The following is a 21,678-nucleotide window of genomic DNA, read 5'->3' on the forward strand; positions in this document are numbered from 1 at the left end:
GTCAATGAGCCAACTGCCTGAACTCTCTTTCCTGCATCAGCTGGCGGATGCCGCCAGTCAGGAAACACTGCCGCGTTACCGTCATCAGTTGCAACATATTGCATCTAAGCCCAAAGCGGGATTCCGCTTTGATCCGGTCACGGAAGCCGATCGGGAAGCGGAAAAGGTCATGCGTCAGTTGATCAATCAATATTACCCGCAGCACGCGATTATGGGCGAAGAGTTCGGTATCAGCGGCGAAGGACCGCTGATGTGGGTGCTGGATCCGATTGATGGCACCCGGCCTTACCTGTGTGGTTTGCCGGTGTGGGGCACCCTGACGGGACTGATGGAAAATGGTCGCGCGATTATGGGGATGATGAGCCAGCCGTTTACTGGCGAACGCTTCTGGGCCGATGGTCAGCAGGCATGGAGCAGCAGCGCGCAGGGTAAACAACGGTTACAGACGCGCAAGGGTATTAGCCTCGATCAGGCGATTCTGCATACCACCGCGCCGAAACCGGCGGGTATGCACAGTGAAATTAACTTCGCTAAGCTCAGCGAGCAGGTGCTAATGACCCGTTACGGTGGCGAGTGCTATGCCACGGCGATGCTGGCTGCCGGGCAGATTGATATTTGCGTCGAATTTTCACTGCAACCCTACGACATCGTGGCATTAATCCCGATTATCGAACAGGCTGGCGGTGTGGTGACCACTCTGGACGGTCAGCGTGCGGAGAAAGGTGGCGCAGTGGTGGCGAGCGGTTGTCCGGCGCTACACCAGCAGGTACTGACTATTCTTAATGGTTAACATTCACCCGGTAAGGGAAACCCGATAAATGTCTGATGTTTCTGATGCAGTTGAAAAGCAGTGGGCTCCGGCGAAGCGCGAACAGAGCGCCACCCGGCTGATGTTTTTTATGGCGGGATTTGCCACCGCCGCCTGGGCCGCGCTGGTGCCTTTTGCCAAACTGAATACCGGCGTCAATGATGGCACGCTCGGGCTATTACTGCTTTGTCTGGGCGGTGGCGCGCTGGTGGCAATGCCATTAACCGGCGCGCTGACCACCCGTTTCGGCTGCCGGGCGGTGCTGGTGGTTTCGGTGCTGATCTTTGTGTTATTACTGCCGCTGCTGCCGGTCATTAGCAACGGTGCCATTCTGGCGCTGGTGTTGCTGGGCTTTGGCGTCGGCATTGGGGTGACCGATTGCGCGATGAATGTGCAGGCAATTATTGTGGAAAAAGCGGCGACGAAACCGATTATGTCCGGTTTCCATGGTTTCTACAGCGTCGGCGGTATTGGCGGCGCCGCAGCGATGAGCGGCATGATGTCGCTTGGGCTGTCGCCATTTGCTGCCACCCTGGTCGCTGCCGTGCTGCTGCTGGTGATGTTGCTGATCACGCTCAGCGGCTTGCTGACTTATGCCAATCCGGCAGAAGGCCCGGCATTCGCTTTTCCGCGCGGAGCGGTACTGATTATCGGCGCCATCTGTTTTGCCTCGTTTCTGGCGGAAGGCGCGGTGCTCGACTGGAGTGCCGTATTTCTGATCGAATACCGTGATATGCCGAATGCGCTCGGTGGGCTGGGCTTCGCCTGCTTCGCCGCTACGATGACGGTTGGGCGTTTAACCGGCGACCGTATTGTTGCGCGCTTCGGTAGCTATCCGGTGGTTGTCGCTGGCGCGATTATCGCGGCAACCGGACTCGCCCTGCCGGTCTTTGTTCCGCACTGGATTTTCTCGCTGGCAGGCTATGGCTTGATTGGTATCGGCTGCGCCAATATTGTGCCGGTGATGTTTTCCGCCGCCGGGCGTCAAACCAGTATGCCACAGGCGGTGGCAATACCGGCGATTACCACACTGGGCTATATGGGAGTGCTTGCCGGGCCAGCCAGTATCGGTTTCATTGCCCATATCAGTACGCTGCCGCTGGCTTTTCTGCTGGTGGCGCTGATGCTGCTGGCGGTGGCCTGGGGGGCGCGGCGGGTGAAGATGTAAGTCGGCGGCTAACCGGCGGCGTTCTCGCCGCCCGAGCCAGTTTCTGAATCAGGATGATTGTAGGGGCGGCGTTCTCGCCGCCCTGGCCAAATGTTTCACCTGTCACAATCCCGACGTCAGCTCCAGCAGCAGTTCTCTTACCGCCGCGGCAGGCTCAGACATCGGCGTGCGATCGGAGATGCATAACGATAGCGTCTCGGCGATCTGCGGCCCGGCGAGAGAACGAATAATCACATCACGCGATTCCGACTGAATACGTTCGGCAATCGCTTTTGGCATAATCGTCACGCCGAGACCGGCATCAACCGCACGCGCAATGCTTTTCACCGCTTCCAGCTCACCGACAATATTCATTGATGCGCCATTCTGGTTAAAAGCATTATCAATTGCGCGACGGACAAAGTTATAAGCTGGGGGCAGTAGCATCGGTAAACTGCTGAGCTGACTGACATTTACCGGCCCGCCTTCATCGTCAAAATCAAAATCCGCATGGGCAACAAAGAAAAACTCTTCCACCAGCAGCGGTTCATAATGCAATCCCTTAATGCCGCCGCTGCCATGCAGCAGGGCAATTTCCAGATGACCGTTGGATATCAGCTGGCTGTAGGCCTGGCCGACGCTCTCCACCAGATGCAGCAGAATACCGGGATGACGCTTACGCATTTCAGTTAATAACGACATTGATAACGTCGCGGCGACGCTAAACGGCGCGAGGCCAACGGATACGCGGCCGGAGAGCGCCTGTCCGGCATCCAGCACATCGGTTTCCGCCTGGCCCAGCTGGCGCAGAATCGCGTTGGCATGGCTGTACAGCACCTTGCCCGCTTCGGTCGGCACCACACCCTGCTGACTGCGAATCAGCAGTTTGCGTTTGAAATGCTCCTCCAGCGATACCAGCTGCTGGCTGAGTGCCGGTTGCGCAATATGCAGCGCATCCGCCGCCCGGGTGATACTGCCCATATCCACAATGGTGATAAATGATTTCAGTCGCCGGGTGTTCATCTGCCTCTCCGCTGGGTTATTGCGCGATAACCTCTGCTGCCGGGGCAACGGTGCCGCCATTGGCTTCAATTTCACTGCGTACGATACCGGCCAGTTCAACCGATCCCGGCGTATCGCTGTGGATCAAAATCGATCGTGCGCGAACCGGATAGCGCTGACCATCAAAGGTGGTTACCGTGCCTTCCAGTAAAAACTGGCGGACACGGGCGCGTACCGCCGACTCTTCTTTAATCACCGATCCGGCAACCCCTCTGGGCACCAGCTGTCCCTGCGCATCGTAGGCGCGGTCGGCGAGAAAAATCGTCAGGGTGCTTAATCCGCAGGCTTTGGCGGCCTGCTCAACAAAGGTGTCGGGCTGGGAAAAGATAATCAGTTCAGGATCGATACGTGCAATCGCCTGCATCACCTGCTGCGCCAGCGCCAGATCGCGGTTAATCATATTGCCCATTGCCGCATGAAAACTGACATGCGCCACCCGCACGCCTTCGGCACGCGCAATGGCGCTTAGCGCGCCGAGCTGATACACCACCTGCTGGCAGAGTTGATCGGCGCTAAACGGCAACTCTTTGCGCCCGAATCCCTGACGATCCGGCAGACCCGGATGCGCGCCAATACCAACGCCATGCTGCTTCGCCAGCCGCACCATACGCGTCATAATATCCGGATCGCCGGCGTGGAAACCACAGGCGATATTGGCGGAAGAGACCACCTGCATTAGCGACGCGTCATCACACAGCTGATAAACGCCAAAACCTTCACCCATATCGGAGTTCACATCGATCTTCATCAGGATTCACTCACAGTTGACAACGGTCAGAGACCGACGACTTTTTTCATTGGCAGACAGCTGTCACGCAGGCGCGTCAGCCAGCGCTGAATCTCCGCGGCCACGCTAATCGCTTCGCGCGCATCACTTTTAATCAGCTGAATATACTGGCCGGGCTGAACCTGACCCAGACGCCATAAATCCTCTTCGATAATCCCCGCCATCTTCGGGTACCCCCCGGCGGTATTGGCGTCGCTAAGCTGAATAATCGGCTCACCGGCAGGCGGAACCTGCACAATGCCCGGCACCAGACCATAGGAGCGCATTTCGACCACTTTGGAGGGCAAAATCGGCTCACCCGACAGGCGATAGCCGGTACGGTTACTTTGATTCGATATCTGCCACTGCTGCTGCCAGAAGCGTGCGTGATCGGCGGCGAACAGTTCATACTCACCGGACGGAATCGCCCGTAGCTGGATGACGCCATCGGCATTGCAGGGAAAAGCGGCCGCCATCGCCACCGCCGGGGGTTCGATACCCATGCCGCTGGCGGGCAGCGGCAGCGCCTGCGTTTCACCCAGCGGTAAACGATCGCCCTTCTGCAACCAGCGCCCTTCGTGACCGCCAAAGCTGCCACGCAACGCGGTGCTGCGCGACCCCATCACCAGCGGCACATCTATACCGCCCGCCACACAGAGATAGCTACGCGCGCCGTGGCGCGGAAAATTCAGCTCCAGCTCCTGCCCCTGTTTTACCGCACAACCCCACCACGGCGGCAGCGCTTCGCCATCCAGCTTTGCCCGGCAGTCAGCGCCGGTCAGCGCAATACTGGTATCCGCCAGAAAACGCACGCGGAACGGAAACAGCTGGATCTCCAGACAGGCGGCATTCTCATCATTGCCGAGCAAAATATTACCCGCACGCAGCGCAAGCGGATCCATCACGCCACTGACCGACACGCCCATATGACGAAAGCCGCTGCGTCCCAGATCCTGTACCGTATTTAGCGCACCGGTTTTGATAATCTCAATCACAGCTCAATCCTTTCGGCTAAAAAGCGCACGCTGTCTCCCGGAGCCATCAGTGCCGGGTTCTCCGCCCATGGGTCAAACACATTTAATTCGGCAAAACCAATCGCGTTCCAGCCATTCGGCCCGGTTAAGGCTGACACCCCCGCCTGCGCGCCGCCAATGGTGACGGTGCCTTTCAGCATATTCAGCGAAGGCACTTTCTTACGCGGCGTGGCGATAGTCGGATCGAGACCATGCAGATAGCCAAAGCCCGGCGCGCTACCCAGCGCAAACACTGTATAACTGCCCTGCGCATGGCGACGAATCACCTCTGCGGCGGAGAGTCCGGTGTGCTGACAGACGGCAGCAAGATCGGTGGCATGTTCACCCCCATAGATCACCGGAATTTCAATCAGCTTGCCACGCGGATTGACCGCCTGCGCCTGCTGCCAGAGCTCGTTTAACAGCGCCAGCGTGGCGTCATAATCAACCGGGGTCTGACGGAATAAGACAAGGAGATTCGTCACGCCGGGGATCAGGGATTCCACATCGGCACACGACTCAAGCAAGGCAGCCAGCGACCAGATACGGCGCTGGGCCGGCAGATCGAAATCTCCCGGCGCTTCAACCAGCCATGCCCGACTACCGATGGTAGAAATCTTTACCTTATCGCCGTGGCCGGCAAGAATAAACGAGGCGCGGGAAGGCGCCTCACCAGACAGCATCGTCATGGGTTATTCCAGAGGTTCGAATTTAAGGCTGGATAACGGCTGAACCTTCTCTTCACGAATCATTTTGTATTCGGTTTTTGGCCCAATCCACTTATCCCAGATTTTGTCGATGGTGCCGTCATCATCCATCGCTTTCAGGCTGGTATTCACTTTCGCCAGCAGCGCAGGTTCTTCCTTCGACATGCCGACCCCAATCGGTTCCAGCGCCATCGGTTCTTTAATCATGCCCAGTTCAATACCGTCTTTTTGCGCCTGCGAAATCATTTTAATGCCGGTCATGGTGTTAGTGACAAAGCCCACCACTTTATTCTGCTCCAACGCGAGGAAAGCCGAGGCAGAATCCTGGAACGTTACCGCTTTGGCGCCCGCCAGATAGATAGACTGCTCTGATGTGGTGCCTTTGGTGGCACTGATGCGTTTGCCTTTAAAGTCGGCGCGGGTTTTATCCACGTTTGGCTTTTTTACCACCAGCATCTCTTTCGCCACATAGTAGGGGTCGCTGAACTGAATCTGATTACCGCGCGTTTTGGTGTACGCCAGGTTGGCGACCAGCACATCGGCACGTTTGGTGGCAATCACCGCAATACGTGCTTCAACCGAGGTTGGCATCAGATTGAGTTTCAGGCCCATTTTGCTGGCCAGCGCGGTACAGAGATCGACATCCATGCCCACCAGCTGGCGGGTTTGCGGATCCGGAGACGAAAATGGGGGAACATCGGAATAGACTGCGCAATTTAACTGACCGCGTGCCTGAATATCAGACAGCGCATCAGCATGCGCCGCCGGGAAAGTCATCATCAGTGGCATCGCCAGCATGGTGCAAGACAGTAACTTCAGTTTCATTTGTTTTTCCCCGAAATGGTATTTAGCAGTGGCGGAAGTATCCCCTGGCACGATGGTCTGACTATATAAGCTGCAATTTGGCTTGTATAAGAGGTAAACCCTGTATGGTGATATGCATTTTGTATGACTGAAAAACCACCACCGCAGCGCGCAAACCGGCTATAAGCAAAAACTATCCGGGCAGAACAAAATTATCTTAACCGCCGGTCATAGCTGCACTCTAAGGTAGGGAGGATTTCCATCACGGTAATAAAGCGAGAGACAGGTTGAAGATAAATTCCAGAATGGGTGTGCTGCTGAAGATTATGGCCGCCCTGTGCGCAACATTAATGCTGGCATGTGTAAAAGGTCTGGACGGCGCGATCCCGACTGGTGAAGTGATCTTTTTCCGCTCATTTGTCGCCTTATTCCCGTTACTGATTTGGTTAAAGTTTCAGGGCAATATTCTTCAGCTGATTAAAACCAAAAATATCTTCGGCCATTTAATTCGGGGCTTTTCCGGCACCGGCGGTATGTATTTTAATTATCTGGCGTTAGTCTATATCTCTCTGGCCGATGCCACCGCCATCAGTTATGCCGCGCCATTATTTACCGTCATCATGGCGGCCATTTTGTTGAAAGAAAGTGTGCGCTTCTCCCGCTGGTTGGCAGTAATCGTTGGTTTCTCCGGGATCATAGTTATGCTCTCGACGCATTTGAATGCCAGCGGGTCTTTTTTTTCCGGTGCCACAACCGATACCGGCGCCACGATCGGGGTTATTTTCGCCCTGCTGGCGGCGTTTTGCTCGGCGACCTCTTCAGTACAAATTCGCTTTCTAAATGGAGTCGAAAAACCTGGCGCCATTGTATTTTATTTCTCGTTAATGACCATGCTGATCGGCATGGCGACGATATTCTTTGGCTGGGAAGTGCCCGACACCACCCAGCTTTTGCTGCTGACTGGCTGCGGTTTCTTTGGCGGTATGGCGCAAATTCTGATCACCCTCAGCCTGCGCTATGCCGATGCTTCGCTGCTGGCGCCGTTTGATTACACCACGCTGGTGTGGTCGATGCTGATTGGTTATTTTTTCCTCGGCAGTCTGCCGACTTCAACCACCGTCATTGGGGCGGCAATTGTGGCGACAGCCGGTATTTTCACCGTCTGGAGCGAACACCGCACACGTAAACCGCGTATTGTACGCAGCGTGAATTAAGGAGGGAAATATCCCGATTGTTATATCCATAATAATAATGACCACACTTTATTCTCAATAAAAATTCGCCTTTGCTATGACAAGCGATATCCGATTTTCATGTTGTTAATCTCACTCAATGAAAAAACAGGACGATGATGAAGCGTATAAATAAAGTCTGTGTGGCAGTAATTTTATTAACCTCCGGGACAAGCCAGGCCGCCGAAATTTATAATAAAGATGCCAATAAACTGGATCTTTATGGCAAGGTGCAGGGCATGCATTACTTCTCCAGCGATGACAGTCTGGCTGGCGATCAAACCTATATACGTATCGGTTTTAAAGGTGAAACGCAGATTAATGATTCCTTAACCGGCTACGGTCAGTGGGAATATCAGTTTCAGGCGAATAACAGTGAAGGCAGTGACGCCAACAGCAATAATAAAACCCGCTTAGGGTTTGCTGGCCTGAAATTCGGCGACTATGGCAGCTTTGACTATGGCCGTAACTATGGCCTGGTGTACGACGCCATCGCTTATACCGATATGCTGCCAGAATTTGGCGGCCCTACCGGCTCCGCTGACGGTTTTCTGCGTGGCCGCTCGACCGGTGTCGCCACTTATCGTAACCGTGGTTTCTTTGGTCTGGTCGACGGTTTAAATTTCGGTCTGCAATACCAGGGTAAAAACGACCGCGACAGCATCTCGCGCGCCAACGGCGACGGCTGGGCCAGTTCCGTCAGCTACGATACCGACTTTGGCGTCAGCTTTGCCGGGGGTTATGCCAGCCTGGATCGCACCGATGCGCAAAATGCGGATGGCGTTTATGGCAATGGCAAGAAAGGCGAAAGCTGGACAGTGGGCAGCAAATACGATGCCAATCAGTGGTATTTTGCCGCTATTTACGGCCAGACACGTAATGCGTATGCGATTAGCAACAGCAACACCGGCGAAAGCGGGTTTGCCAATCAGTCGGAAACCTTTGAAGCGACACTGCAATACCAGTTCCTGAACGGCATTCGCCCTTCGATTGCGTATGTGCAAACCAAAGCAAAAGATATTGAAGGTTTAGGTGATGAATATGTGCTGAAATTTATCGAGCCTGGCATCACTTATTATTTCAATAAAAATATGAAGACTTACGTGGCATGGAAGATTAATCAGATCAATGAGAATAATAAACTGGGGCTGGCGAGCGACGATCAGGTTGCGCTGGCGCTGGTTTATCAGTTCTGATGTTAAACGCGGGAGCCGAAAACGGCTCCCCTACAAAAACTGTAGGGGCGGCGTTTTCGCCGCCCGTGTCAATGATTGGCATGCTGCATAATGACGGCGTTTTCGCCGCCCGTGCTTATGGATAGAGTCCACGATCTTTTCGCGCCAGCAGAATCCGCTCACAGGCCACTGCATAGGCTGCAGTACGCAAGGTCACATTCAGTTGCTGCGCTTTTTCCCATACCGCATCCAGCGCATGCTTCATAATGGTATCAAGCCGCTGGTCGATCTCTTCTTCGCTCCAGTAAAAGCTGGAGAAATCCTGTACCCACTCGAAATAACTGACCGTTACCCCACCGGCATTGCAGATCACATCCGGTATCACGATGATATTTCGCGCACGCAAAATATCATCGGCTTGCGGTAGCGTCGGGCCATTGGCCCCTTCCAGCACCAGGCGACAGGTTAATTGCTGCGCCCGCTCAGCGGTGATTTGCCCCTCCAGCGCCGCCGGCACCAGAATATCAATGTCCTGCAACCAGAAAGCGCTGTCATCGATATTATCCGCGCCGGGAAACGCGCTGATTTTGCCCTGCGCCGCCTGCCAGGCTTGCAGCGCCGGAATATCGATACCCTGTGCATTAAACAGCGTGCCACTGTGATCCTGCACCGCGATAACCTTTGCGCCATGCTGATAAAACAGCTCAGCCGCGACGCTGCCCACGTTACCAAATCCCTGCACAGCCACCCGGCTGCTGGCGATCGCCAGTCCCATTTTCGCGGCTGCGGCGCACCCGGTGACAAATACGCCGCGTCCGGTGGCTTTTACCCGTCCCAGTGAGCCACCAAGATGCACCGGCTTGCCGGTAACCACGCCAGTGGTGGTCGCGCCGACATTCATCGAATAAGTGTCCATCATCCAGGCCATTACCTGCGCATTGGTGCCGACGTCGGGTGCCGGAATATCCTGCTGCGGACCAATCAGCACTCCAATTTCACTGGTATAGCGGCGGGTCAGACGCTCCAGCTCTTTTACCGATAGCTGGCGGGGATCAACACGAATACCGCCCTTGGCGCCGCCAAAAGGCAGATTCAGCGCGGCGCATTTGATGGTCATCCACGCCGACAGCGCCATCACTTCTTCCAGCGTGACATCAGGATGGAAACGCACCCCGCCTTTTCCCGGCCCGCGCGACAGATTATGCTGCACGCGATAGCCTTCAAAATGACGCACGCTGCCGTCATCCATTTCCAGTGGAATATCGACAATTAACGCGCGTTTCGGATGACGCAGAGTATCGACCCAGTGTTCCAGCTCACCGAGAAACGGCACCACGCGTTCAACCTGTGCAAGATAAGTGGACCATGCAGAGTGATGGTCACCGCTGACATATGAGAGTGCTGACAATGCTAACCTCCGATTTAAATGTATCGAAAGGAGGTCAGGTTACGGGAAACCGGCTGCGGCGACCTGCAGGAGTTAGTGATAGTGTCATAACCAAAAACTATATAATCGCGAATCAATTTACCGGTAAAAGGGTCGCTACCCTGCGGAAAATCGCATTAACGCTGGCGGGAATTAAAGATTAATACCCTTCATACCATGATAAGCCATATACAGGCTGACAATGGCGATAAGTAAGCTGGAGAAATAGGGTGCGTGTCGATCCAAAGTCCCAAAAATGTACCGCCAGTTAAATATATAGCCGAAACACGTCCGGCTACCCAGCATCTTGCCATCGTTTTATCTCCATTAAACCCCAACCCAGATCTCATTTTTGATATTGAGTCGCACAATCAACCTTAAGACCAATTGTAATCGATTACTTTAGATGGCAAGTTAAAAGTAATCGATTACTTTAACCATAACCAAGTCAAAAAAAGTTGGAGATCAATATGCTATCAAGATTTGTGTCTGGCAAACGGCTGTCAGGTTTACTGCTGCTGTTATCGGCATCCACTCTCTCTGCCATCGCGGCGACCGCGCCGCAGGATCAGATCGCGTTACAGGGCTATACACTGCGTAATGTCGGCTCTCTGGAGCAGCAATACGCCATGGCGCATGATACCGGATTTAAGGCGATTGAGATTGTCAGCGATCAGGGCGTCAGCCCGCAGCAATTAAACGCCCTGCTGAACAAGTACCAGCTTAAAGTCACTTCCGATCATGTTCATCTTGCCGACCTGGAAGCCGGAACGCAGAAAATTATCGATTTTAATCAGGCGATTAATAACCACACCATTATCGTCTCCTGGCTGACGCTGGATGAGAGACCGGATAGCGCTGAAGGCTGGAAACAGATGGGTCAGCGGCTGGATAAACTTGGCGCAACGCTGAAAAAACAGGGTATGCAGCTGGGTTACCATAATCATAATTTTGAAATGAAGAAGTATGGCGGCAAAACCGCGCTGGAAATTATGCTAGATAACGCCAGCGCGCAGAACTTGCAGGTTGAGCTGGATGTCGCCTGGGTATCACGCGGTGGTCAGGATCCGGTACGTTTCCTGCAGAAATATCCGGGCCGCATCTTTGCCATTCATGCCAAAGATAATGCCTCCATCGGCGTACGCGATGATGAGATGAACTTTGCACCGGCGGGCAGCGGTATTCTGGCCTGGAATGAGATTTTACCGGCCGCAGAGAAGGCAGGCACCCGCTGGTATATTGTTGAACACGATCTGCCAAAAGATCCGCGTTCTGTTATTACTGCCGGCAAACGTTACTTAGAGAAGACGTTAAAGTAAGATTTTGCCGAACTGGCTGGCGCGTCTGCCAGCCAGCGGCTTCAGGCTGAAGCGCGCTGAATAAAGCGCCAGTCGAGAATTGATTGCTCCGGCTTACTGCCCGGATCATTGATTTTACGCAGCAACAGCGTCACCGCCTGCTTACCGATCTCGGTGGTCGGCTGCTCAATAGTGGTTAATTGCGGCGTGGTAATAAAGCCCAGTTCAGTACCGTCGAAACCTACCACCGCAATATCTTCCGGCACCTTTAATCCGGCCGCGGCAATGGCGGATAACGCCCCCGCAGCCAGCGTATCCGATACAGCAAAAATAGCGTCAGGCCACTCTGCACTGCGTAACAGATGCTCCGTTTCGCTTTTACCGCTGTCATAATTCAGCTTAGCGGCATAACGGATTTGGCAATAATCATTGCCGCGCTCGGCCAGCCGTTCGCGATAACCCTTTTCGCGCAGATTGGCATATTTATAGCTCAGATCGTGGTTAATCATCGCAATACGCTGGCGGCCCTGCTGAAGCAGATAATCAATAATAAAGCGTGAGGCTTCAATATCATTAATCCCCACGGTGGATACCGCCGAGGCGTCATCATATTCGGCGCACTGTACCCAGGGCGCATCGCCAATCAGATTTTGCAGCTCAGGCAGGGTCGACAGCGCATCCATCGAAATCACGCCGTCGACCATCTTGCCTGACAGCAGTTGCAGGCTGGATTGCGAACGCACAATATCGGAACCGGAATTGCACAGCAGAATACGGTAACCATTTTTCTCGGCTTCCGCTTCAATACCCTGCACCACATCGGCACAGAACGGGTTGGAGATATTTGACACCATCACCAGCAGCATACCGCTACGCGCGGTACGTAACTGACGGGCCAGCAGATTAGGCTGGTAGTTACTGGCTTTAATAGCATCGAGCACGCGCTGGCGATTACCGGCTTTAACGGTATCAATATTATTCAGTACCCGGGATACCGTTGCCACCGAGACACCGGCCAGGCGGGCAATTTTTTGAATCGACATACTCGAGGCTATCTCACGCTAATCCACTGATTGCGACAGAATAACACAGTTCATCCGGCGCTAAACCCGCCGCTTATTCCAGTAAACGGCGGGCGATATTAAGCGTGCATCAATTACTGGCTCACTTCAATCCAGCGCTGCTGGCGATGGCTTTGCACAATGGCATCGATAATAAACATAATCTGCGCGCCATCATCGAAAGTGGCAAATTCCGCCGCATCGACGCCCGGCTGTTTTTCCGCCGCAATATACTGATAAAACTTCAGCAGCATATTTTTAAACGCATCGGGCCAGCCTTCAATATGACCACCAGGAAAATGCACCGAGCCTTGTACATCGGCATTCAGCTGCGCAGGATCGTCAGTTAATAACTGATTAGCCTGGTTACGCGCGCCTACCCACAGATTTTGCGGCACTTCCTGATCCCAGCACAGCGACTTTTCGCTGCCGTTAATTTCAAACAGCAGCCGGTTTTTACGCCCGGCACTGACCTGCGACACATTAAAGGCGCCGCGACTGCCATCATCAAATTTCAGCAGCACCGAGGCAAAGTCTTCGGTCACCACCGGCTTCAGATCATACTCCTGCTGCGCGTGGTCAGCACCAAAGGTGGTCGCGCCATTTTTCGCCGCTTTACGCTGCGGATGCACGATCGAGAAATCGGCCATCACCGCAACGATCTTGCGCCCGGTAACAAACTGCAGTGTATCGCACCAGTGCGAGCCGATATCGGCCACTGCGCGCGATTCACCACCAACTTCAGGTTCAATCCGCCAGTTGTAATCGGTATCCAGTAGCATCCAGTCCTGGAAATAGCCCCCATGCACGGCAAACAGTCGGCCAATTTCGTTCTGCCGTATCATACTGGCCGCCTGCTGCACCATGGCGAACTGGCGATAGACAAAGCTGACGCCATGCACCACGCCATACTGTTGCGCCAGTGCCAGCAGATGGCGCGCCTCATCGCTGGTCATACATAACGGTTTCTCCGAGAACACATGTTTCCCGGCGCGAATAATTTTCTCATTGATGGCGGCATGCAGCGCATTCGGCGTGCAGTTATGCACCACCTGCAACCCCGGATGCGCCAGCAGCTGCTCAATGCTGCCGTAAGCATGGGGAATATGCAGCTGCTGCGCTTTTAGCTGCGCGGATTCAATGGCGTGATCCGCCAGCGCCACCACATTGACAAACCCCAGCCGACGCATGGCTTCAATATGCGCCGGGCCAATAAATCCCGAACCGATAATGCCCACATTAATCACGGCTTTGCTCCTCTGGCGCTAAGCCCAGCACAGCACGCATCTGCGCGCGGTCATCGGAAGTGACGGCAAAGTCGTCAAACGCGCGAGCGGCAACCGGGATAATCTGTTGCCGGATAAATTCAGCGCCTTCACGCGCGCCGCATTCGCCATCTTTCAGGCAGCACTCCCACTCCAGCACCGCCCAGCCGGCGAAATCATACTGCGCCAGCTTGCTGAAAATAGCTTTAAAATCGATTTGTCCGTCACCTGGCGAGCGGAAACGGCCCGCGCGTTCAATCCACGGCTGATAGCCGCCATACACGCCGCTTCTGGCGGTTGGATTAAACTCCGCGTCTTTGACGTGGAAGGCTTTGATACGCTGATGGTAAATATCGATAAAGCCGAGGTAATCCATCTGTTGCAGATGCATATGGCTGGGGTCGTAGAGAATATTGCAGCGCGGATGGTTATCGACCAGCGCCAGAAAGCGCTCAAAAGTGACGCCATCATGCAGATCCTCACCAGGATGCAGCTCGAAACAGAGATCAACGCCCTGCTGCTCAAAGCAGTCGAGAATCGGACGCCATAAGTGCGCCAGCTCAGCAAAGGCTTCATTAAGCAGATTCTCTTTGCGCGGCGGCCACGGATAGAAATAGGGCCATGCCAGCGCGCCGGAAAAGGTGGCATGCGCGGTTAATCCCAGCCGTGCAGAAGCCGATGCCGCCAGCTTTAACGCATTAATCGCCCACTGCTGGCGCGCCTGCGGATCGGCACGGTACTGCGGCGGCGCAAAATCGTTAAACGCTGCGTCATAGGCGGGATGGACCGCCACTAACTGACCTTCCAGATGCGTCGACAGCTCGCTGATGACCAGGCCCTGTGACGCCAGCACGCCGCTGACTTCATCACAGTAGGTCTGGCTGGTCGCGGCACGTTGCAGATCGAAAATATGGGGATGATTACAGGGGATTTGCACGGCTTTAAAGCCTAATCCGGCCGCCCATGCGGCCAGACTATCCAGCGTATTAAACGGCGCCTGATCGCTGATAAATTGCGACAGGAAAATGCCCGGACCTTTTAACGTTTTCATACTACCTCCAACAATTACGTTCTGGCCCCGGTCGGATCGCGGTATTTAAACGACAGCATAAAGATCACCGCGATAATGGCGGCAGCGATCGCCGGGATCCACCAGAACGTGGCCCAGCTTTGCAGCGAAGATGCAGCGCCGGGGGCGAACAGTGAGTTGTACAATGCGCCCGAAATTTGCGAGCCAAAAAACATGCCAATACCGTAGGTAAACATCAGGATCAGGCTTTGCGCCTGGCCCTTAATTTTTTCCCCCGCCACGCGGTCGGTATAGATAAAGCCAATCACAAAGAAGAAGTCATAACAGATGCCGTGAATAATAATTCCGGCGTACAGCAGCCAGCGATACTCCTCGTTAATGCCGATGGCGAACATCGCATAGCGCACAAACCACGCCACCATCCCGGCCAGCAGCATATATTTCACCCCCAGCCTTCTGAACAGCAGCGGGATAATTAACATAAACAGGATTTCAGACATCTGACCGAAGGACATAACGGTACTGACGTTCTGCACGCCGACATCCGCCAGGAAGGAGGCGGTATAAGCGTAATAAGTGCCGAGAGGAATCGAGATCAGCATCGCGCAGATCATAAAGATCAGAAAATGGCGCTGTTTTAACAGAGCGAAGGCATCGGCGCAGAACAGATCGCGCAGCGCCAGTTTTTGCCCTTTCGCCGGCGCTGGCGTATGCGGCAACGTCAGGCTGTAAATCGCCAGTAACACCGAGCAACCCGCCGCGACATGGAAAATCGAGACACTGGCGGAGAGTCCGAGCATACCGATACACACCCCGGCGACAATCCAGCCAATGGTGCCGAAGACACGCACTACCGGGAAACTGCGGTCGCTGTTGGCGAGGCTGTGGAAAGCAATATTATTGGTCAGCGCCAGCGTTGGCATAAAGCACAGGGTATAAGCAAACAGCAGCGCGATAAGCTGAGTGCCGTTTTCATCGATTAACGCCTGCGGCACAAACCACAGAATAATGCCGCCGAGCAGATGCAGCGCCGCCACCACCTTTTGCGAAGCAAAGAAGCGGTCGACCACCATGCCGAGGACAAAAGGCGACAGAATGGTGGCGATCGGTCCGGCGGAAAAGGCGTCGCCGATCAGATGGGAAAGATTGTGCTGCGTCATCACCAGACCCAGCGTGACCGACCAGGAACCCCAGATAAAGAACTCTAAAAACATCATCAACGCCAGTCTTGGTACTACCATCACACCGCGTTGGGCGTTCACTGCACTGTTGCTGTCCACTGAAGAAACCATGATGGCCTCGCTAAAAGTAATCGATTACAATTATGCCTGAGACAGAATGTAATCGATTACTTTTACGCTTGTCTGGCGCGTGTTAACAAAATGAGAGAGTAGTCACATTAATCGTTGCGCCGGACATTGGCCCCATTCAGCGCCAGCATCGCTAGCGAAGCCGCTGATGGGGTTCATTAATCATTAGCCTAATCACAAATTGCAATTTACTATCGTCGGTTAACCAGTTAGCGGCGAATAAGGGAGAGAGTAAACTGCATGACATCGTTAAACGATCTGGATTTGCGCCAGCTGGAAGCCTTCTCGACGGTCATCTCAGCCGGAAGCGTCACTGCCGCAGCCAGAGTGCTCAACCGTTCGCAGCCTGCCGTCACGCGTCTGATTCAGGATCTCGAAGCATCGCTGGGTTATGCGCTGTTTGTGCGTAACGGTCCGCGAATTCATCCCACCGAGCAGGCGCTTAAACTGCATCAGTATGTGGAAAAAGCCCTGCTGTCTCTGCAGCAGATTCGTCTGCGCGCGCAGGAGATTGGTCAGGCAGGAGAAAAACCGCTGATTATCGCGGCCACCCCGGCGATGTCATCAGGTTTGCTGCCAGCGGCGCTGGCAAAGCTGTCACTCAGTTCGATGGTGCAGATTATCAGTGACTCCGCTGAGCAAACGGCGCACGCGGTAATTACCGGTGAAGCCGATATTGCCATCAGCAGCCTGCCGCTGGAGCATCATGCGGTGAATCTGCACTGGATCGGCCAGTCGCGCTGCGTGCTGGCGCTGCATGAATCCGATGCCTTAGCGGCGAAAAACACCATCAGTTTTGACGATCTGGCCAGCTGCTCGCTGGTGGCGCCGCATAACCCGTGGCGTCTGCGTCGTCGCTTTGACAAAGCGCTGGCGAAGCAGAAAGTGCGGCCGACAACCGTGGTGGAAACCAACTCTTCAGCCAATATTCTTGCCTGCGTACGCGCCGGACTGGGCGTGGCGATCCTCGAACCGGTTACCGCTTATGGTCTGCCGGTCAAAGATGTGGTGATCCGCGAGCTGGACGTCGATATTCCCTATTATTTCGGCGTGGTGACGCCGCTGGGCAGTGCGCCCAATCCGCGGTTGCTGGCGTTAATCGAGGCATTAAGTGAAGTCGCATCATCGATGCTGCCAGCCTTTCAGCGACTCGCGCCCGGCGAGCATCAGCGGGTGATGCAGCAGTTAACCAAGGGGGCTAAGGACTGATGGTGCGGCTTTCGCTGCACATTAAGTGAAGTCATACACCACCTGGACGATCACTGTTTTTTCGCCTTTGAGCCTGCCAACATAAACCGTTTCTTGCGGATCAGCGCCTCTCCAGCACACCAATTCTTCATCGCATTCACTCTGTCTTTGGTATCCAGCTAAAGTTAACCAGGCATCAATTTTGCCAGTGTCTTCGCTATCATAAAATTTAATGGCATAGACATGCGTAGCGGGGCCTGTCACATTGGCGAAATCAAAGTCATACCGATCAGAGATGCGAGGCATTTTCTTCAATATATCGGGAGTGTAGAAGTTGTACTCTCTACTATCTTGCTCGGTGTAATGTGCGTTACCAGCAAACTCCATCTCAATATATGGCCAGGTATATGCAAGTGCAGCAACCGCCATAACTACTACGACAATAACCACTTTGATTGATTTACGCATAAGGGAGCGACCCTCCTTTTGCTCTGTCCATATATGAACCATCAGCTGAGGCGACACCAACTATATCTGAGTGAAAATCAGTCCATGGTCTGACTGTTTGCATAAAATTCGGCAGTACTCCCCTACGTGGCATCGAACGAGGAAATTTTTCAGGGTCCGGGAATAGTAACGGCGAGAACGTCTCATTCTTCCAGGAGCCAATCTTGCCATAATAATCCCATCGTTTTAGTACTTCTTCCTTGCTGACCGGCCGCAGCATTTCGAATGGGTTTTGTATTGATACTACGCGGTAAAAGCCGAGGAGATTGGAAACCAGATCCTCTCCACTAAATCCACTATCGGTGGCGAAATTTATTGGGAATGATGCCTGCAAGCCTTCAAATTTTCGTGCCAATGACATCATCATAGCTAGCGCAATGCTCTGGCGTTCGCAGTGAGTCCGGCCGCGCTTAATTCGCCAGGTAATGAATTTGCCCATTTTGACGAATCGTGATGGGTCGACCATGGATTGAGAGTAGGTAATGTCGTACCGGTCCTGACCTGAAGACTCGCCCATTTCAATCAGGCGCAGCAATTTTCGAATGTCAGTACCTTGCGCGTGCCCAAGGTCAATCCAACCCAAAACTTCCGTATAGATCAGGCCGTATTTCAGGTGGCTTTGCCGACCATCTAAAATGTCGCTTCGCTTGCTCATCCTGAGCCTCCTTCCCTGTTCACCTTAGTATGAAATAATCATCTTTCGATGTTTGCATTTTACACAACCGGACCTGAAACATTAATTTTTATGCGGTATCAGTAAAAATTTAGTTAGACACGCGCTGGCGTGAGGTAAACCGCCAGCATTTCCAGGCTAGCGGCACTGGCGTGATAATCCAAAATACGGCGATACCGAACGCAATGGCCAGTACTTCAATTGCACCCGTCTCAGGCTCGAAAAACATCAGGTAGATACCTGCCGCAACCATCATCAGAATACCCGCGCCCCCCCCCCAAAAACGTTTGCTCAAATCAGCAACCAGAGACGAATATGATTCAGTATCTTCATGTGTTCTGGATAAGACGCTGTTCAGACGAGCAATATTTTTGTCGCTGAACCCATTATTTCGCAGAACTTCTTCAGTCACTGTATTATTCATCTGCATTATCCGCTACTTAAGAGATAGGCCATGATAGCTGGAGCGATAAAGGCAGGCCACTATGTTAACCGCCGCACAAGCCAATCAAACATGCTTCGGCGCTGAAATATATTGCCCAACGAAGATTTCCTGGCCCCATATATTAAAGGGGACGCCAGGATTTATATGCATGTTTACGGGAGCCAAAAACGAATATAAGGCAACAAGATAGCCAGTGTGATGGTGCTATTTCCTGATGCCAGCATCAGCGGGTGATGCAGCAGTTAACCAAAGAGAAATAAACCGAGGCGGCATGCCCCATTGCTGAGGCATGCCGGACAGCAAATCAGAAGCTGTAGTTCGCGGAGACCGAAACGTTACGCGGTGCACCATAAACCGTGGTGCCGCTGACATCCATGTTGTAGGTTTTGTCGAACAGGTTATTCAGATTAGCCTGTACTGACAGCTGCCTGGTCACCTGATAGCGACCAAACAGATCTACCAGCGCATAGCTGCCCTGCTCGGCATAGAAAGTGCCTTCGCCATTCGGTCCTGCAACATTGTCCCAGACATGAGTCTGCCAGTTAACGCCACCACCGACGGTCAGATCCTGCAGCATCGGCAGACGATAGCTGGTAAACAGCTTCAGAGAGGTACGCGGCAGATTTGAATTCACCGCTTCGCCTTCTGCATCTTTCGCAACATAGCGGGTTGCGCCGAAGGTCATTTGCAGGTTGTCAGTTACCGCACCATTGATTTCAAACTCAACGCCCTTGCTGACAGTTCCTTTCGCGCCATAATAGGCGGTTTCAGTCGAGCCAGGGATAATGCTGCCAGCGCTTTGCGCCACATTATCCTGCTCGATACGGAACACCGCGAAGGACGTGGTGATACGGCTGTTCAGCCAGTCTGCTTTTACACCGGTTTCATAATTGTTGCCGGTGACCGGCGAAAGGTAGCTGCCGCTGGTGTCGCGATATGACTGTGGCTTAAAGATCGACGTGTAACTGGCATAAGTGGACCAGGTATCATTGATATCATAAATCAGTCCGGCGTATGGCGTGATATGATTCTGCGCCATCTCCTGCGTCATAGTGCTGCTGCTCCACTTGGTGTAGCGGGCGCCAATTAACAGATGCAGCGGATCGGCCAGAGAAATACGTGTAGCGGTATAGGCTGACTTCTGATGTACCGTGTCATCCTGCGCTAAGGTCTGCTCATTCCAGTCGGTCTCAGGGAAATTACCGTTGTAGTTATTGAAATTACCCAACTCTTCCGGCGAGATATTCGCCCACGAACTCATATAACGGTTGTGCTGACGACTATAAGTGATGCCCGCCATTAACTCATGCTGACGTCCCAACAGTTCATAGGGACCGCTGGCAAAGGCATCAACCGCATCGACCTTACGGGTGCCGCTGTTCCAGCCAGTGCCGCCGACCACAGGATAGTTGGCATAAGGGCTGACGCCAATGCCGGTGGTTTTATCGAAGTAACCATCGATATATAACATTCTGCCATCGAAATCGACTTCGGTATGGGCACCGTTAACGGTCAGATTCCAGCCGTTAGCAAAATCCTGCTTCAGACTGGCAAACACTTTTTTCGAGGTTTTATCGTTATAAGCCCAGTCGGGCGCCGTGCTGGTGCTACGATCATAATTGGTTTTGCTGCCATCGGTGTAAAAGCCTGGCAGGCCGTTCCAGGTGGCGCCTTTGGTATTGGTTTGCTGATAATCATAGCCAACCGATACGGTAGTCGAATCGGTCAGATCGGCATCCAACACGCCGTAGAGGAATTTTTTAGTGGTGCTGTTACGGTCCAGCCAGCTGTCCTGATCCTGATAGCCCGCAACCACACGTCCACGCACATTACCAGACTCGCTTAGCGGCGCAGAGAGATCGGCAACATAACGTTGTTTATCCCAGCTGCCATAACTGGCGGAAACATTGCCGACAAACTCTTTACTGTCAGCATGCTTGCGCACCATATTCACCGACGCTGCCGGGTTACCCGCACCGGTCATTAAACCGGTCGCGCCGCGCACCACTTCAATTCGCTCATAGATAGCAGTATCAGATAGGGCATCACCCAGGTTCCAGCGATCTTCAAAGGTGGTTGAAATACCATCGACCATATAGTTATCAATGGTAAAACCGCGGGAGTAGAAGTTGCTGCGGCTGGTGCCGGAGTTAAATTCTGAGATGCCGGTGGTATTTCTCAGCACTTCATCCAGTGACTGTAGCTGTTGATCCTGCATACGCTGCTTGCTGATCACGCTGACTGACTGTGGCGTATCACGCGCGGTCAGGGCCATTTTAGTCGCTGCACGGGTCACTGGCACATTGTAATCGGTGGCTTGCGGTGTACTGGCGCTCTCAGTTGTCGCATCAACCACCAGAGTTTCTTCTTTTTTCGTGGTTTCAGCAGCTGATGCATAAGGAACCTGCAGGGCGGCGGCGATCACCACGGCAAGCAGAGAAAGAGATGGCGCATCGCTAAGGCGATTTTCCCGGTTCTGGCGTGAAGCAAAAAACATTATTCACCCTCAAGAAATATTATTATTTTTCAGTTAACTGAATGCATCCGCATTTTCTCAGAAAGCAAAAATGCCGATCATTCGGGCATATTTTCCCTGTGCCAGCAATACGTTGCTGCCATGGCAGTCTTTCTGGCATTGAACGCTTTCCCTGTGAGCTTGCGCCAGAGCGGAACCACTGCGAACTATTCCGTAATCATAAGGCGAATGAGAAGTATAATCATTTTGATTGCTGGTGTAAAAGAATGTTAATGAACTTTGCAG

20 protein-coding genes and 1 pseudogene are annotated in these 21,678 nt (G+C 53.4%); 6 read left to right on the forward strand and 15 right to left on the reverse strand.

Annotation, left to right across the window (positions count from 1 at the left end; genetic code table 11):
* Window positions 1-4: 4 nt before the first annotated feature.
* On the forward strand, window positions 5-790 hold the full coding sequence (gene hisN, locus N5923_RS13670; RefSeq protein WP_267141532.1) for a histidinol-phosphatase: 786 nt from the start codon (window positions 5-7) through the stop codon (window positions 788-790).
* Window positions 791-818: 28 nt separating this feature from the next.
* Window positions 819-1,976, forward strand: coding sequence for an MFS transporter (locus tag N5923_RS13675; protein WP_267141531.1), 1,158 nt, complete (start codon window positions 819-821; stop codon window positions 1,974-1,976).
* A gap of 102 nt (window positions 1,977-2,078) precedes the next feature.
* Here the strand turns inward: N5923_RS13675 and nac are convergent, their stop codons facing one another.
* From nac to N5923_RS13700, 5 genes are read right to left on the reverse strand one after another with little or no spacing between them, the layout of a single operon-like run.
* Window positions 2,079-2,978 carry a nitrogen assimilation transcriptional regulator NAC gene (gene nac, locus N5923_RS13680; RefSeq protein WP_267141530.1) on the reverse strand — a complete coding sequence of 300 codons (900 nt, stop codon included), beginning with the start codon at window positions 2,976-2,978 and terminating at the stop codon, window positions 2,079-2,081.
* 16 nt (window positions 2,979-2,994) lie between these two features.
* Window positions 2,995-3,765, reverse strand: coding sequence for a 5-oxoprolinase subunit PxpA (locus N5923_RS13685; protein ID WP_267141529.1), 771 nt, complete (start codon window positions 3,763-3,765; stop codon window positions 2,995-2,997).
* A 26-nt stretch (window positions 3,766-3,791) separates the two neighbouring features.
* Window positions 3,792-4,778 carry a 5-oxoprolinase subunit C family protein gene (locus tag N5923_RS13690; RefSeq protein WP_267141528.1) on the reverse strand — a complete coding sequence of 329 codons (987 nt, stop codon included), beginning with the start codon at window positions 4,776-4,778 and terminating at the stop codon, window positions 3,792-3,794.
* Window positions 4,775-5,479 (reverse strand): 5-oxoprolinase subunit PxpB, encoded by a 705-nt coding sequence (gene pxpB, locus N5923_RS13695; protein ID WP_267141565.1) that lies wholly within the window; start codon window positions 5,477-5,479, stop codon window positions 4,775-4,777. Before pxpB ends, N5923_RS13690 begins: the two co-directional genes overlap by 4 nt.
* Before the next feature lie 9 nt (window positions 5,480-5,488).
* Complete coding sequence (locus N5923_RS13700) at window positions 5,489-6,328, reverse strand: transporter substrate-binding domain-containing protein (protein WP_267141527.1); 840 nt, start codon at window positions 6,326-6,328, stop codon at window positions 5,489-5,491.
* A gap of 272 nt (window positions 6,329-6,600) precedes the next feature.
* On the opposite strand from N5923_RS13700, the gene N5923_RS13705 reads away from it, so the two are divergent.
* Together N5923_RS13705 and N5923_RS13710 are read left to right on the forward strand one after the other, a co-directional pair.
* The gene (locus N5923_RS13705; RefSeq protein WP_267141564.1) at window positions 6,601-7,521 is read left to right on the forward strand and encodes a DMT family transporter; all 921 of its coding nucleotides are present in this window, start codon (window positions 6,601-6,603) and stop codon (window positions 7,519-7,521) included.
* Between the two features lie 134 nt (window positions 7,522-7,655).
* Window positions 7,656-8,735: a porin gene (locus N5923_RS13710; RefSeq protein ID WP_407704451.1), complete on the forward strand. Its 1,080-nt coding sequence runs from the start codon at window positions 7,656-7,658 to the stop codon at window positions 8,733-8,735.
* Window positions 8,736-8,850: 115 nt separating this feature from the next.
* Here N5923_RS13710 and N5923_RS13715 read toward each other — a convergent pair whose 3' ends face one another.
* The gene (locus N5923_RS13715; protein ID WP_267141525.1) at window positions 8,851-10,122 is read right to left on the reverse strand and encodes a Glu/Leu/Phe/Val family dehydrogenase; all 1,272 of its coding nucleotides are present in this window, start codon (window positions 10,120-10,122) and stop codon (window positions 8,851-8,853) included.
* A gap of 171 nt (window positions 10,123-10,293) precedes the next feature.
* Window positions 10,294-10,395 (reverse strand): annotated as a pseudogene (locus tag N5923_RS13720) (nickel/cobalt efflux protein RcnA); the annotation flags it as partial.
* 215 nt (window positions 10,396-10,610) lie between these two features.
* Between N5923_RS13720 and N5923_RS13725 the strand changes: the two are divergent.
* Window positions 10,611-11,459, forward strand: a complete 849-nt coding sequence (locus tag N5923_RS13725) for a sugar phosphate isomerase/epimerase family protein (protein WP_267141524.1) — start codon at window positions 10,611-10,613, stop codon at window positions 11,457-11,459.
* A 41-nt stretch (window positions 11,460-11,500) separates the two neighbouring features.
* Here N5923_RS13725 and N5923_RS13730 read toward each other — a convergent pair whose 3' ends face one another.
* From N5923_RS13730 to N5923_RS13745, 4 genes are all read right to left on the reverse strand, one after another.
* Window positions 11,501-12,481 (reverse strand): LacI family DNA-binding transcriptional regulator, encoded by a 981-nt coding sequence (locus N5923_RS13730; RefSeq protein ID WP_267141523.1) that lies wholly within the window; start codon window positions 12,479-12,481, stop codon window positions 11,501-11,503.
* A 113-nt stretch (window positions 12,482-12,594) separates the two neighbouring features.
* Entirely contained in the window at window positions 12,595-13,746 is a 1,152-nt protein-coding gene (locus tag N5923_RS13735) for a Gfo/Idh/MocA family protein (protein ID WP_267141522.1), read from the reverse strand.
* A complete protein-coding gene (locus tag N5923_RS13740; protein ID WP_267141521.1) occupies window positions 13,739-14,815 on the reverse strand; it encodes a sugar phosphate isomerase/epimerase family protein in 1,077 nt (358 codons plus the stop codon). Before N5923_RS13740 ends, N5923_RS13735 begins: the two co-directional genes overlap by 8 nt.
* Window positions 14,816-14,829: 14 nt before the next feature.
* Complete coding sequence (locus N5923_RS13745; RefSeq protein WP_267141520.1) at window positions 14,830-16,086, reverse strand: MFS transporter; 1,257 nt, start codon at window positions 16,084-16,086, stop codon at window positions 14,830-14,832.
* A 258-nt stretch (window positions 16,087-16,344) separates the two neighbouring features.
* On the opposite strand from N5923_RS13745, the gene N5923_RS13750 reads away from it, so the two are divergent.
* Window positions 16,345-17,313, forward strand: a complete 969-nt coding sequence (locus N5923_RS13750; RefSeq protein WP_267141519.1) for a LysR family transcriptional regulator — start codon at window positions 16,345-16,347, stop codon at window positions 17,311-17,313.
* Window positions 17,314-17,334: 21 nt separating this feature from the next.
* Here the strand turns inward: N5923_RS13750 and N5923_RS13755 are convergent, their stop codons facing one another.
* The 4 genes from N5923_RS13755 to fhuE all read right to left on the reverse strand — a co-directional run bounded on the left by N5923_RS13755 (window position 17,335) and on the right by fhuE (window position 21,414).
* The gene (locus tag N5923_RS13755; protein ID WP_267141518.1) at window positions 17,335-17,760 is read right to left on the reverse strand and encodes a hypothetical protein; all 426 of its coding nucleotides are present in this window, start codon (window positions 17,758-17,760) and stop codon (window positions 17,335-17,337) included.
* Window positions 17,753-18,454, reverse strand: coding sequence for a hypothetical protein (locus N5923_RS13760; RefSeq protein WP_267141517.1), 702 nt, complete (start codon window positions 18,452-18,454; stop codon window positions 17,753-17,755). Before N5923_RS13760 ends, N5923_RS13755 begins: the two co-directional genes overlap by 8 nt.
* Window positions 18,455-18,563: 109 nt before the next feature.
* Window positions 18,564-18,896, reverse strand: coding sequence for a hypothetical protein (locus N5923_RS13765; RefSeq protein WP_267141516.1), 333 nt, complete (start codon window positions 18,894-18,896; stop codon window positions 18,564-18,566).
* A 325-nt stretch (window positions 18,897-19,221) separates the two neighbouring features.
* A complete protein-coding gene (gene fhuE / locus N5923_RS13770) occupies window positions 19,222-21,414 on the reverse strand; it encodes a ferric-rhodotorulic acid/ferric-coprogen receptor FhuE (protein WP_267141515.1) in 2,193 nt (730 codons plus the stop codon).
* Between the last annotated feature and the right edge of the window lie 264 nt (window positions 21,415-21,678).

This window comes from Winslowiella arboricola, from assembly GCF_025527015.1.
GTDB classification, from domain to species: Bacteria; Pseudomonadota; Gammaproteobacteria; order Enterobacterales; family Enterobacteriaceae; genus Erwinia; species Erwinia arboricola.

Excerpts from the sequence above, each read along its gene's own strand:
- N5923_RS13730 (WP_267141523.1), bottom strand. The coding sequence starts at position 12,481 with ATGTCGATTCAAAAAATTGCCCGCCTGGCCGGTGTCTCGGTGGCAACG.
- pxpB (WP_267141565.1), bottom strand. The coding sequence starts at position 5,479 with ATGCTGTCTGGTGAGGCGCCTTCCCGCGCCTCGTTTATTCTTGCCGGC.
- N5923_RS13765 (WP_267141516.1), bottom strand. The coding sequence starts at position 18,896 with ATGAATAATACAGTGACTGAAGAAGTTCTGCGAAATAATGGGTTCAGC.
- N5923_RS13685 (WP_267141529.1), bottom strand. The coding sequence starts at position 3,765 with ATGAAGATCGATGTGAACTCCGATATGGGTGAAGGTTTTGGCGTTTAT.
- N5923_RS13725 (WP_267141524.1), top strand. The coding sequence starts at position 10,611 with ATGCTATCAAGATTTGTGTCTGGCAAACGGCTGTCAGGTTTACTGCTG.
- N5923_RS13740 (WP_267141521.1), bottom strand. The coding sequence starts at position 14,815 with ATGAAAACGTTAAAAGGTCCGGGCATTTTCCTGTCGCAATTTATCAGC.
- N5923_RS13755 (WP_267141518.1), bottom strand. The coding sequence starts at position 17,760 with ATGCGTAAATCAATCAAAGTGGTTATTGTCGTAGTAGTTATGGCGGTT.
- fhuE (WP_267141515.1), bottom strand. The coding sequence starts at position 21,414 with ATGTTTTTTGCTTCACGCCAGAACCGGGAAAATCGCCTTAGCGATGCG.
- N5923_RS13700 (WP_267141527.1), bottom strand. The coding sequence starts at position 6,328 with ATGAAACTGAAGTTACTGTCTTGCACCATGCTGGCGATGCCACTGATG.
- N5923_RS13750 (WP_267141519.1), top strand. The coding sequence starts at position 16,345 with ATGACATCGTTAAACGATCTGGATTTGCGCCAGCTGGAAGCCTTCTCG.
- N5923_RS13675 (WP_267141531.1), top strand. The coding sequence starts at position 819 with ATGTCTGATGTTTCTGATGCAGTTGAAAAGCAGTGGGCTCCGGCGAAG.
- hisN (WP_267141532.1), top strand. The coding sequence starts at position 5 with ATGAGCCAACTGCCTGAACTCTCTTTCCTGCATCAGCTGGCGGATGCC.
- N5923_RS13745 (WP_267141520.1), bottom strand. The coding sequence starts at position 16,086 with ATGGTTTCTTCAGTGGACAGCAACAGTGCAGTGAACGCCCAACGCGGT.
- nac (WP_267141530.1), bottom strand. The coding sequence starts at position 2,978 with ATGAACACCCGGCGACTGAAATCATTTATCACCATTGTGGATATGGGC.
- N5923_RS13710 (WP_407704451.1), top strand. The coding sequence starts at position 7,656 with ATGATGAAGCGTATAAATAAAGTCTGTGTGGCAGTAATTTTATTAACC.
- N5923_RS13760 (WP_267141517.1), bottom strand. The coding sequence starts at position 18,454 with ATGAGCAAGCGAAGCGACATTTTAGATGGTCGGCAAAGCCACCTGAAA.